This is a genomic window from Thiomicrorhabdus arctica DSM 13458 (assembly GCF_000381085.1).
In the GTDB taxonomy this organism is placed as follows: Bacteria; Pseudomonadota; Gammaproteobacteria; order Thiomicrospirales; family Thiomicrospiraceae; genus Thiomicrorhabdus; species Thiomicrorhabdus arctica.
This window is the reverse complement of record NZ_KB905899.1, coordinates 1254091-1266723: the sequence shown is the minus strand read 5'-3', so window position 1 is coordinate 1266723 and position 12633 is coordinate 1254091. Positions and strand designations below refer to the sequence as shown.

Here is a 12633-nt window from a genome sequence, read left to right as displayed (position 1 = left end):
AATAATGCATTTTAATTTCAAAACGAACCAGGCCTGTTCCGTTTGTATATATAAACGGGTTAAAGAAAGTTTATGCCGATGAAATTTCCTCAAATAGGAATTTTTAGAGAAAATGAACAACATATGCATTTTCTAGAATACCGACTTAACCGTTTAAACCTAAAAGAGATAAAGCACTCGATTGTCGGTGCGATGGCTAATATCAACCCCGACGATATTTCATTAGTCGTGAGTTTTGGTAAACAGGCCTGGCACCGGTTACAGCCGGATTGGACTCCTGCATCTCTAGAAGATTTTATGACACTTTATGGTCAGCAGAGTCATATTGCACCCTCTACCCAAGCCGACGTGTTCTTTTGGATACAAGGCATTAATATGGGGGTGGTTTTTGATCAGGCTATGCAGATACATAATAACATGCAGGTGGTTGCTGAACTGACACTCGAGCAGCAAGGTTTTGATTATCATCATAGTATGGACTTGACGGGGTTTGAAGATGGGACAGCCAATCCGGAAACGGAAGCGTTAAAACGAGAGGCGGCGGTGATTCCAAAAGGCCAAGTGGGCGAAGGTGGGAGTTTAGTTTTAAGCCAAAAATGGGTGCATGATCTCGCTAAATGGAATGCTGTTCCAGTGCGTTGCCAAGAAGGCATTATTGGTCGAACCAAAGATGAAAATCTTGAATTAGAGGGTAATGCCATGCCCGATGATTCGCATATAAGTCGTACCGATTTAGACATGGATGGCGTAGCAATGAAAATGTATCGACGCTCTGCGCCTTTTGGCACGGTGCAAGAAAAGGGGCTGCTATTTCTAGCATTTGCATGTGAATTAAAACGCTTTACGAGTCAATTAGAGAGCATGTATGGTTTAACGGAGGACAAAAAGATCGACCAGTTAATTAACTATTCAAAAGCGGTTTCTGGCTCCTATTGGTTCGCGCCAGCGATTGATGATTTGCAGGAGATGCTACGCTAAATAGCGATAAGTTAGCCATGGTAAACGCCTAAAAAATCTAAATTATTATTAATGCTTAAAGAATCATCAGACTTAAGGGTAAATAGAATTAAATTAAATGGGCCAGGCCTGGTGAAGTTAGAAAATACTTTTTTGCCATTTTGATGTTCTATTGAAGGGTCGGCTTCTCTTCAGCAAACAAGGCGTCAACGTCTTTTTGATGAAAACGCATATGAAAGTTACACATTTCGTTATGGATAACAATTTCACCTTGCTCTTCTAATATTTTACGGACTTCTTCCTCACCGAGTGATTTCAGCATATTGAGAACACGCTCTTTATCTTCAGGGCATTCATATTTTATGCTCTGAGACTCAAATAGTTCGACAGTCTCTTCATGGAATAGACGGTGTAATAGAGTTTCAGTATCGAGTTGAGTCAACTCTTCATCAGTCACCGTCGTTGTGAGGCTATGGATACGGTCCCAACCATCGGCATCAAGATCATCGGATTCGGGCATTTTTTGAATCAGTACGCCACCTAAGGCCTTATCGGTTGCGGCTAACCAGATTTTAGAAGGTAGTTGTTCTGACTGGCTCAAGAAGTTTTCAAATGTCTCTTCGATGCTATCGCCGGTGCGATCAACATAGGATTGAAAATGATGTTGGGTTTGGGTGTTTTCTAAGGTTACCAATATTTGACCATCGCCCAGCAATTCATCTAGAGTTGCTTGTTCTGGGATGGTTTCATTGGTTTTGGCGACACCACGGATGTTAAGGTCATGGGTGACTTCAACGACTAATAGCGTAATAGGGCCACTGCCTTGAACTTGCAACGTGATTTTTCCGGTGTGTTTCATGCCATTGGCCATAATGACCGAAAAAGCCGTTAACTTGCCGAGTAAATGGCGAATAGCTTCAGGATAATGGCGATCTTTTAACATCAGTTCCCAAGCTTCATTCAATTGAATGACTTGGCCACGGATATTAAGTTCTTTAAATAAAAAACGTTGAATTGAATTATTGGTCATCTTTGTTTCCACAAATAGGGGATGGGCAAAAGGCGGTTGATTACGACTTAATATTACGGGTTATTAGCTTGTGCTTGTAAGTCTGCATGGTATGACGAACGCACCATAGGACCAGACGCTACATTGGTAAATCCCATCTCATAACCCGCATCTTCGATGTGTTTAAACTCATCTGGCGTCCAGTATTTTTTGACGCTTAAATGAAAGTCACTTGGTTGTAAGTATTGACCGACCGTCAACATTTCAACATTATGGTCACGTAAATCCCGCATGACTTCAAGCAACTCTGGCATGGTCTCTCCCAAACCTACCATCAGTCCTGACTTGGTGGTTGAACTTGGGTTCATGGCTTTAAAACGTTTCAATAAATCGAGTGAAGCTTGATAATCTGCCCCGGGACGTGCTTCTTCATACAAGCGAGGAACCGTTTCCAAGTTATGGTTTAGCACATCTGGAATCGCTTGGCATAAGGTTTCTAGTGCAACCGTTAAACGGCCTCTAAAGTCCGGTACCAAGGTTTCAATTTTGGTGTCAGGCGCTTCTATACGAATCGCAGTAATACAATTTACAAAATGTTCAGCCCCCCCATCACGTAAATCATCACGGTCAACAGAAGTAATCACCACATAATTTAGTTTCATTGCCTTAACCGTTTTCGCCAGGTGTTCTGGCTCTTCTTGGTTTAAGGCTTTTGGACGACCATGGGTCACATCACAAAAAGGGCACTTACGTGTGCAGATATCACCCATGATCATAAAAGTTGCTGTGCCGTGGCCAAAACACTCCCCTAAATTAGGGCATGAAGCCTCTTCGCATACACTGTGCAAACCCTGCTCACGTAAGATATTTTTCAACTCTTTTACGCGATGAATGTCTTTCGCTTTCGGGAGTTTGGCTTTAATCCAACTTGGCTTTTTAAGCTTGTCGGCGGTTGGGTCAGGACGATGTTTTAAGGACTTGGTTTTATACTGGCCTTTAGGCATCGCTTCATTACGGGCTTTTAAATTACCGATTGAATCTAAGCTGATTTCTTGAATTTGTGGAGTGTTTGACATAGTTTGGGGTCGCAGACTGCTGTGTTTAGGGATTTTAATTGCTTGTAGTATAAAGGATAAGTCTTTCTATTTCAGGTTTTAGAGTGGAAGGCTGTCAGACGATTTTTTAAAATTTTAGCAAGCCTTTCACCCGATTGCTGCAAACTTTGGCTGTTTGATTCAAGCAATAAATCAGAGAGTTGAGTCATTTGCATTCCATGCAAACCACAAGGGTTAATCCGTTTGTATGGGGATAAATCCATATCGACATTTAAAGCCAAGCCATGATAACTTCGTTGTTTGCGAATTTTAAGTCCCAATGAGGCGATTTTTTGCTTGTTCACATAGACACCTGGGGCATCTGCACGGGCGATCGCAACAATATCGAGCTGATGCAGATACTCAATAATAGATGCTTCAATTAGTGTGACTAAAGCGCGTACACCCAGTTTGGCCCTTTTTAAATCAAATAAGATATAGATCACTAGCTGACCAGGACCATGGTAGGTGATTTGCCCGCCACGATCGGTTTGGACAAGTGGTATGTCGTTCAAACCGAGTAGAAGGTGTTCAGGGTTGCCATTGAGTCCTTGGGTGAACACGGAAGGGTGTTCAACAATCCATAACTCATCAGGAGTGTCTTCTTGGCGCTGTTCGGTCAAATTCCGCATGGCTTGCCAAGTGGATTCATAAGGCTGTAAACCAAGGGTTTTAATGATAATCGGCATGAAAGAAAACTTAAAGAGTCATTAAGACTTCAGGGTGCTTTTTTAAGTCGCCATAAATACCGTGGACCTGTTGGATAGAGGTCGCATAAAAAGTGATATTGACGGAGACAAATTTTTGGCCTTTAGAATCTGTAATTTCGATGTTTTCACGAGGCGTTTCAGGCGCATGTTTAATGGTTACCTGGTAAACCAGTTCCACAAAACTTTCACAGTTTTTACCCATGGCTTTTAATTTAAAGTCACACGGGAATTCAATCAGGCTTTCGTTGTCAGGGGTGTGTAAATCAGTCGTCATCAGCTTCTCCCAATTAGTAAAACGTCATCAATTGTTAAGGTTATTCTGCCTGTTCATCTATAAATGCTAATTTGTGCTCCTGGTAAAAGCCGCGCATTTTCTGCCAGACCGCTCCTGGTTTACCAGTGCCTACGGCTGAGTCATTTAGTCGTGTCACTGGTAGGGCGTCTTTCGTTGAACTCGAGAGCCAAATTTCGTCAGCGGATTCTAAATCAGTCAAGGTGATTTGTTGTTCTAACATTGGAATATTATGCGCAATTGCAACTCGTTCGATCACCATACGCGTGACTCCCGGCAATAAACTATGCCCATTTGGAGGCGTGATTAAAGTACCGTTTTTGACGATAAAGCAATTACTGGACGTGCCTTCCGTAATGAATCCCTCTCTTGACACTAAAATGGCGTCATCGGCATGACGTGCTTTAGCCGTCAGTTTCATCATAATATTAGGTAACAATGTAATGGCTTTAATATCACAATTTAACCAGCGGATATCCTCAAGTGTGATTGCACTAATACCGTTTTCAATAATGTCATCACTCACAGCTTTTAATGGGTTGCTATAGGCATATATAGTCGGTATCAAGCCATCTTCTGGCAGATGATCACGTTGTATTTGGATGCCACGGGTTATCTGTAAGTAAATATATTGATCTGACCAAGGGTGTTTTTCAATTAAGGTACTAAGCAACTCTAACCATTCAGCATCTGTTAACGGATTTTGAATGCTTGTCGCGTGTAGACTGTTTTTAAGGCGTTGTAGATGTTCAGGAAAAGCAAACAATTTACGATCATAAACAGGTATGACCTCATAGACACCATCACCAAACAAAAACCCTCGATCTTGCGTCGAAATTTTCGACTCCAGCATAGGCATATATTGACCATTCAAATAGACAATTTGTTCGGTGATAGGGTTGGTATTCATGTTTGTGTTTATCCCTGTCATCGGTTTAGTCTAAAAAGCTAAAAAAACGGTTAAAAAAACGTCTGATTTGATCCATTAACTTTTTAAAGAAAGAACCTTCTTCAACGTCAGCTAATGCAATTAAGGGACGTTCTGCGATCACTTTTCCGTCTAATGTGATATGGAGATTGCCTAATACTTGTCCTTTGGTAATAGGTGCGACAATGTCAGGTTGCACTGAGCTCTCAATAGTAATGTTTTTATATTGTCCACGTGGAATGGTGATGTAAAGGTCTTGTTGTGTGCCAAGACCAATTAAATCACGGTTACCTTCCCAAACGACAGCATCATTCAGGCGCTGTTGTGAGCTGTACAATTTATGGGTTTCAAAAAATCTGAAACCGTAATTAAGGAGTTTTTGGCTTTCTTGAACACGCATCTTAGAGCTGGCAGTATCTAGAACCACGCTGATTAAACGCATATCTTCACGTTTAGCCGAAGCCACTAAACAGTATCCGGCACTTTTGGTATGCCCCGTTTTCAAACCATCCACAGTAGGATCTTGCCACAGAAGCTTATTACGGTTGTATTGGGTAATGCCATTAAAAGTGAACTTTTTCTGTGAATACCATTTGTACTCTTCAGGGAACTTGGTAATGAGGCTTTTCGTTAAAATGGCCAAGTCATGTGCTGTAGTGTAGTGGTCAGGATTTGGTAAACCCGTCGCATTGACGAAATGAGTGTGATTCATGCCTAAGGATTTGGCGTATTTATTCATCAACTGCGCAAAGACTTCTTCACTCCCCGCAATCATCTCTGCCAATGCAACACTGGCATCATTCCCCGATTGGATGACCATGCCTTTAATCAAATCGCGCACTTTAACTTTTTTGCCGACCTCAATAAACATCTTAGATCCCGGCATCTTCCATGCCTTTTCGCTGATGGTGACTTCTTCATCCATGCTCATATTGCCATTGTGGAGTTCATTGATCACAACATAACCGGTCATTATTTTAGTCAAACTAGCAGGCTCAATACGTCGGTCAGCATTTTTATTGGCAAGCATATAGCCACTGTCAAAATCAATTAGCAGATAGGCTTCACTTGCGATAGACGGCGCAGAGGGTACAACGTGTGGGGTTGCCACCTTTGGCGTCGGCATTGCTTCTGCGGAAGCAACCTGGGAGATACTAACGCACAAAAGTGCCAAAATTCCGAAAGTGTTTTTTATCGTAAGCATGTGGGACAGATTCTCCAGGAGTAAATCAAAAATACAAAAAACTGAGTCATAAAATATGACCGATAATGTACCATATTTTTTCAGAAACCTAAACATTCCCTCACGCTTAAAAGCTGTCATAAGTAGTGAGGTTTAAAGGTCGAAGAGTGGGGGGTGTTTGGTTAGTCTGTCAGTAATTTTTTATGGGTGTGGATAGACATGAGGATACCAAAACTAATCATGAGTGTCACTAACGAACTACCACCATAACTAATGAGAGGCAGAGGCAGGCCAACCACGGGTAAGAGTCCACTGACCATGCCGATATTGACGAAAATATAGACAAAAAGAGTCATGGTTAAACTGGCGGCCATTAAGCGAGTGAAGTTGTCCTGGGCTTGCGATGCAATATAAAGTCCACGGGCTATGACTAGGCTGTAAAGGGTCAGTAGCAGTAATACACCCATCAAACCAAATTCTTCAGAGAAGACAGAGAAGATGAAGTCGGTAGTGCTTTCCGGTAGAAAATCAAGGTGAGCTTGCGTACTCCCCATAAATCCCTTGCCATCTAAGCCCCCTGAACCAATGGCTATTTTTGATTGGATAATGTGGTAACCACTTCCAAGAGGGTCTGATTCTGGGTTCAAGAACGTCATGACGCGTTGTTTTTGGTAACCGTGCATAAAGTGCCATGCAACAGGTGCACTCAACACCGTTGCGGTGATGGATGCCAAAATGATTTTCCAAGGCAACCCGGCAAAAAACAGAACAAATAATCCACTCATCGCAATCAGAAGCGAAGTGCCTAAATCCGGTTGAACCACAATCAAACTTGCGGTAAAACCAATCAGCGATGCACCGACGATAAGACGTCGCATGCTCGGAGGGAAGCGGCTGTGGGCAAATAGCCAGGCCACCGTAATGGGCAAAACCAATTTCATTAACTCTGAGGGCTGAAATTTAACAGGCCCTATGTCTAACCAACGCTGAGCCCCTTTGCCAACTTCTCCAAAGAGCAAAACACCCAGTAGCATGAGGATACCGATCAAAAACAACCAGGGGGTGAACATGTAGATAATGTGCGGTGGAATTTGGGCAAAAACCAACATGAGCGCAAATGCAAAAGCAATACGGATGAGTTGACGAATGGTAACGGCTTCATCACCACCAGAGGCGCTGTAGACGATGGCCACACTGGTCGCGAGTAAAATTAAAATGCCAAGCAATAACCAGCCATCAATATGCAAAATTTGCAAAAGACCTTTATTGGTGCGGTACACATGTTGGGGTTGAGAGATATTAATTTTCATCTGTTTACTTTTGTGGTTTACATTAAATAGAGCGACTATTTTTCAGTGTTCTGAAGTTGTGTTTCCAAATATTTACTAATTAATCTCACCGCTAATGGCGCAGCTGTTTCACTTCCACTTCCTACGTTTTCAACAATGATGGCAACGGCTATTTTAGGGTTATCAACGGGTGCGAATCCAATAAATAGAGAGTGATCTCGTAGTTTTTCGCGAATACTGTCGGCATCATAGCTGCCAGAATTTAAGCTATAGACCTGTGCAGTGCCTGTTTTCCCAGCCATCTTAAAGGGCAGTTTGGCGGCATAGCGGCGGGCTGTTCCTCTGCTGCCGTGCATAACATTCTTCATGCCTAAAATAACCTTTTCCCAGTTCTTTATGTTTTTAATTTCTATCTGTTGCAAATTTTCTGGGTGTGAACTTCTCAAAAGGTGCGGTGTAATGATCTGTCCACGGTTTGCTAATATAGCCGTGGCTTTCGCTAATTGCAGTGGTGTTGCCAGGTTGTAACCTTGGCCAATCGAAGCGATTATGGTTTCTCCGCGATACCAGGGCTTGCCTTTGTTGGCCATTTTCCATGCCTGAGAGGGCAGTATCCCTGAGGATTCACCATGGATATCGACTCCCGTTTTCTGACCAAAGCCAAAAGGCGCCATAGCATCGTGAATGGCATCAATTCCCATATCTAAGCTGAGTTTATAAAAGTAAGTGTCGCAGGATTGCTCAATGGCATCATTCATATCCATCCATCCATGCCCACTGCGTTTCCAATCTCGATAACGGTGCTTTTTATAGAGTAAGTAGCCTGGATCATATATTTTTTTGGTCGGCGTGATGAAGTCGTTTTCAATTGCTCCTAATGCCACAAATGGTTTAATGGTTGAACCAGGAGGGTATTGACCATTAATCACTCGATTGATTAATGGCCGATCTGGATTGTTGAGTAAACGGTTGTATGAGCTTTGATCAATACCGTCCACAAATAAATTCGGGTCAAATGTGGGCATGCTGACAAAAGCAAGAATTTCACCATTTCGCGGATCGATTGCGACAATCCCTCCGCGTTTATTCTCAAGGAGCGATTCAGCAAATTCCTGCAATTCTATGTCAAGTGTCAACTGAATATCTTGTCCTGCTTTGGCAGGCAATGTTTCTAGATTACGTAGCACTCGACCACGTGCATTGGTTTCAATTTGTTGGATGCCAGGTGTACCATGTAAAGTGGATTCGTAGAATCGCTCAATGCCTGATTTTCCTATAATGTCGGTGCCCCGATAGGCTTTTTCATCAAGTTTTGACAGGTCTTTAGCATTAATTCTACCAACATAGCCTAAAGCATGAACCCCTGTTGAGCCGTAAGGGTAGGTTCTTTTAAGCCTAGCGGTCAGCGTTGCGCCAGGATATTTATGGCTAACGACAGAGAATTGTGCCGCTTGTTCTTCTGATAAAGAAAACGGTAAGGTATAACTTTTGGAGCGGTTTTTGAGCTTGAACTCGGTGAAAAAATTGTGAATTTTTTCAGGAGAAACATCGTTCAGGATCTTTATAACAGTTTTTTGCATCGATCCAATATTATCCATTTTTTCACGGATGAATTGCAAAGTATAAACCGGTTGGTTATCCGCCAATAGGTGGTGATTGCGATCATAGATTTTGCCGCGAGTAGGCGAGAGCGTTTCAATCGAAATTCGATTGCCTTCGGCGAGCCCTTGGTAACGGTCATATTCAATCCATTGGAGTTGAACCATACGACTGACCAAAAAACTAAAGAGCAGTAATACAAAAAGCAGGGCGATATACAGGCGAAAACGAAACTGTCTTTTCTTTTGAAAGGTTTCTGAATCACTGTTGAATTCTAAGTGCTCAGTCATAGTCAGTAATAAGTAAGGTATTCTGGTGTTTTAAAGATTGGCACATGCTTTATCCTTTTACGACATTTGTTGTTATTCGTCTAAAGATGAGTGAGAGCAGTGGCCAGATGATGATTGCAATGGCGGGCATGCTCCAGAATTGAATGGCATCATTACTATCCAGAACGGGGCTAAAAAAGATGTAATTGAGTATTTGATACAACATCATATAAACCCCAATTGAGAAAGCCTGGCGCCAGACCGGGTAGGCTTTAAAACGTAAGCGGTGACGCAACATTAAAAATGCCAATACACTAAAGACGAGTGCATGTGCACCTAATGTTGTTTGGTAAAGAGTATCCGCCAGTAGTCCTAAAATAAACGCCGAAAGTAGGTGAGTTTTATCTAAAAAATGCGCACACCAATAGAGTAATACCATAAGGCTAATAGGCGGAATAATGACCGTAGCATTTTCGAGTAGAGCCATAATATCAAACGCTAAGGCAATGATGTAGGAAAAGAGGATCAACCAACGTGCTTGAGAACTCCCGCTTTTCATAAACTTATTGGCCATTTTCAACCTCTTTAGGTTTGGTTGGGAGGGGCTCTTTGGAAATGATCAGCACTTTACGAGATCGATGCAACTGTGCAATCGGTCGTGCAGTCACGTCTAAATAAGGGTTGTCGCCCAACTCATCCACTTGGGTCACCGTGGCTACGGGATAGCCAGCCGGAAACAGCCCCCCTAGCCCGGAACTTTCCAATATGTCGCCTTTTCTGACAACGCTATTTTTAGGAATAAAATCGAGCTTAGTTGTATCTTGTCCAGTGCCGCGTAAGATGCCACGTTGCCCTGTGCGTTGAATTCGTACAGGAATTTGATGGTCAGGGTCGGTAATAAGTAATACGCGAGAGGAAGTGGGAGTGGTGGCCGTAATTTGCCCCATAATGCCTTCCGAATCGATCACAGTTTGTTGTTCAGAAATACCGTTTAGATATCCTCTGTTAATGGTTAAAAACTGTGAGAGAGGGTTACTGCTGTAATAGGTAATGGTGGCGATCTGTACCGACTGATTGGTTATTTTTCCTGTGGTGCCTAATAAAGATTCAAGCCGGTCAACTTCTAATTCCAGATTGGTAAATTGTTGTTGTTTGGCTTTTAATAACAGAATTTCAGTTTCTAGCTTCTGGTTTTTAATTTTCAGAGCATCAATCGATGTGAAGTCTGTTGTGGTCCATTGGTAAATTTGTTTCGGTAAGCTAGCAATTTGTTCAAGGGGGGTGATTGTGGTCAGTAGGGCGTTGCGAAAATTGCCCATTAAATGACCATAATGATCTGCAGACATCAGCGCAATAGCGGCAATGAATGCAATCACGAAATGCATGCCTTCTTGCTGTGGCGAGGTGGTATGCAGGCTAATTGGATAGCTCCTAGAAAAAATACGGGTCAGAGAGGTGGGGATGTTCTAAACCGTCTTGAATACTGGGTGTTCATTTAAAAATGGAATTAAATAATCACGTTTAAAATAGATAGCAATAATTTAATCATAGAAACGCCCTTAATCGGGCGTTACTGCTTAACGTTAAAAACAGGTATTATTTTAAGTAAATGGATTATTCAAAAGAGAAAAGATCAATACCTTTTTCATCCATCATCTCAAGTGCACGTCCGCCGCCACGCGCTACGCACGTTAGAGGGTCATCTGCAATAATGACAGGAATACCGGTCTCTTCTGACAGTAGAGTGCTCAAGTTACGCAATAGAGCCCCCCCTCCTGTTAAAACGATACCGTGTTCTGCAATGTCGGCACCTAATTCTGGCGGAGTATTCTCTAAAGCGGTTCTAACGGCACTTACAATGGCTGAAAGGGGTTCTTGCAACGCTTCAAGCACTTCATTGCTGTTTAACGTAAAACGACGAGGAACCGCTTCTGCGATATTACTACCGTGTACTTCCATCGTGTCAGGAATCACATCATGATAAGCTGTACCGATGGTTTTTTTGATTTTTTCAGCGGTGGTTTCGCCAATAATCATGCCGTAATTACGGCGTACATATTTAATAATAGCGTCATCAAAACGATCTCCACCTACTTTGACTGAATCTGCCCATACGATGCCATTCAGTGAAAGTGTGGCGACTTCGGTTGTGCCGCCGCCGATATCTACGACCATTGAACCCGTCGGTTCACTTACCGGCATACCAGCACCAATCGCAGCCGCCATTGGCTCTTCAATTAAGTAAACCTCACGTGCACCTGCACCTGCCGCCGCTTCACGAATCGCTCGACGTTCTACTTGAGTTGACCCGCACGGGACACAAACTAGGACTCGAGGACTTGGTTGAAAGAACTTAGCCTCATGAACTTTACGAATAAAGGCTTGAAGCATTTTTTCAGTGACTTCAAAATCTGCAATAACCCCATCTTTAAGAGGGCGAATGGTCTGAATGTCTTGGTTTTCTTTACCTAACATCAGTTTGGCATTTTCACCCACGGCCACGATAGTACGGTTGTTACCGCCACGTTTATTGGTTCGAATAGAAACGACCGATGGTTCATTAAGAACCATTCCTTTGCCGCGTACATAAATTAGTGTGTTAGCAGTACCTAAATCGATTGAAAGGTCGTTGGAGAAAAGTCCCATGATTTTACGAAACATTGATGGCTTATCCTTGAGTGTGTAGGCTGAAAAATATTCATGGCATTTTAACTTAATTAATGAGTTGGGAGAAGTGTTATCTTGTCACGAAGCTCATTAATTGAATTGAATGTTGGGGTAGGTGAGGTTTTAAGATGGTTTATCGTTGTTTTTTGATAAAGTTACACCGACTTAGACACTTTTCAGCTGAGAACAGTTTTAGAATAGTCTAATATAAAGACTGTAAATATGGTATTTTATGCGGTTAAATAAATTCCCTCGTTTTGAGCCTTATTTAGGCTTGAAGAAGCTCATTAAAAGCCTCTTTAGATAGAACGATATTACCGATTCCGATTAGGAGAAAAGTGTGTCTTTAGGAAAAACTGAAGTCGAATATATCTCTCGTTTAGCGCAGATTGAAGTGCGAGAAGACGATGTGGATGGTGTCGCAGCTAAATTGTCCAATATTTTAGATTTGTTCACGCAAATGGAGGCCGCTGATACACAAGGTATCGAGCCAATGGCACATCCGCTAGATGCGGTGCAGCGATTTAGAGCGGATGTTGTGACAGAGGTGGACCAACACGAAAAGTTGCAAGCGATTGCCCCTTCTGCTGCACAAGCACATTATTTAGTCCCACAAGTTATTGAGTGATTGGAATC

General features: G+C 42.4%; 13 protein-coding genes. 2 read left to right on the top strand and 11 right to left on the bottom strand.

The window, feature by feature from the left end:
* The first annotated feature begins 72 nt into the window (after positions 1–72).
* Positions 73–978 carry a Dyp-type peroxidase gene (locus F612_RS0105885; RefSeq protein WP_019556830.1) on the top strand — a complete coding sequence of 302 codons (906 nt, stop codon included), beginning with the start codon at positions 73–75 and terminating at the stop codon, positions 976–978.
* 148 nt (positions 979–1126) lie between these two features.
* Here the strand turns inward: F612_RS0105885 and hslO are convergent, their stop codons facing one another.
* From hslO to F612_RS0105825, 11 genes are all read right to left on the bottom strand, one after another.
* Entirely contained in the window at positions 1127–1987 is an 861-nt protein-coding gene (hslO, locus tag F612_RS0105880) for an Hsp33 family molecular chaperone HslO (protein WP_019556829.1), read from the bottom strand.
* Positions 1988–2040: 53 nt separating this feature from the next.
* On the bottom strand, positions 2041–3042 hold the full coding sequence (gene lipA / locus F612_RS0105875) for a lipoyl synthase (RefSeq protein ID WP_019556828.1): 1002 nt from the start codon (positions 3040–3042) through the stop codon (positions 2041–2043).
* A gap of 71 nt (positions 3043–3113) precedes the next feature.
* Positions 3114–3749 carry a lipoyl(octanoyl) transferase LipB gene (gene lipB / locus F612_RS0105870; RefSeq protein WP_019556827.1) on the bottom strand — a complete coding sequence of 212 codons (636 nt, stop codon included), beginning with the start codon at positions 3747–3749 and terminating at the stop codon, positions 3114–3116.
* A gap of 10 nt (positions 3750–3759) precedes the next feature.
* On the bottom strand, positions 3760–4044 hold the full coding sequence (locus F612_RS0105865; protein ID WP_019556826.1) for a YbeD family protein: 285 nt from the start codon (positions 4042–4044) through the stop codon (positions 3760–3762).
* Positions 4045–4084: 40 nt separating this feature from the next.
* Positions 4085–4972 (bottom strand): D-amino acid aminotransferase, encoded by an 888-nt coding sequence (locus F612_RS0105860; protein WP_019556825.1) that lies wholly within the window; start codon positions 4970–4972, stop codon positions 4085–4087.
* 25 nt (positions 4973–4997) lie between these two features.
* Positions 4998–6194 (bottom strand): D-alanyl-D-alanine carboxypeptidase family protein, encoded by a 1197-nt coding sequence (locus tag F612_RS0105855; RefSeq protein WP_019556824.1) that lies wholly within the window; start codon positions 6192–6194, stop codon positions 4998–5000.
* A 161-nt stretch (positions 6195–6355) separates the two neighbouring features.
* Positions 6356–7483 carry a rod shape-determining protein RodA gene (gene rodA, locus F612_RS0105850; protein ID WP_019556823.1) on the bottom strand — a complete coding sequence of 376 codons (1128 nt, stop codon included), beginning with the start codon at positions 7481–7483 and terminating at the stop codon, positions 6356–6358.
* Positions 7484–7518: 35 nt separating this feature from the next.
* Positions 7519–9351, bottom strand: coding sequence for a penicillin-binding protein 2 (mrdA, locus tag F612_RS0105845; protein ID WP_019556822.1), 1833 nt, complete (start codon positions 9349–9351; stop codon positions 7519–7521).
* A gap of 49 nt (positions 9352–9400) precedes the next feature.
* Positions 9401–9904: a rod shape-determining protein MreD gene (gene mreD, locus F612_RS0105840; RefSeq protein WP_019556821.1), complete on the bottom strand. Its 504-nt coding sequence runs from the start codon at positions 9902–9904 to the stop codon at positions 9401–9403.
* Positions 9894–10715, bottom strand: coding sequence for a rod shape-determining protein MreC (gene mreC, locus F612_RS12285; protein ID WP_019556820.1), 822 nt, complete (start codon positions 10713–10715; stop codon positions 9894–9896). The genes mreD and mreC overlap by 11 nt, the downstream gene beginning before the upstream one ends.
* Positions 10716–10944: 229 nt before the next feature.
* Complete coding sequence (locus tag F612_RS0105825) at positions 10945–11991, bottom strand: rod shape-determining protein (protein WP_019556818.1); 1047 nt, start codon at positions 11989–11991, stop codon at positions 10945–10947.
* A gap of 346 nt (positions 11992–12337) precedes the next feature.
* On the opposite strand from F612_RS0105825, the gene gatC reads away from it, so the two are divergent.
* A complete protein-coding gene (gene gatC, locus F612_RS0105820; RefSeq protein WP_019556817.1) occupies positions 12338–12625 on the top strand; it encodes an Asp-tRNA(Asn)/Glu-tRNA(Gln) amidotransferase subunit GatC in 288 nt (95 codons plus the stop codon).
* Positions 12626–12633: the final 8 nt, after the last annotated feature.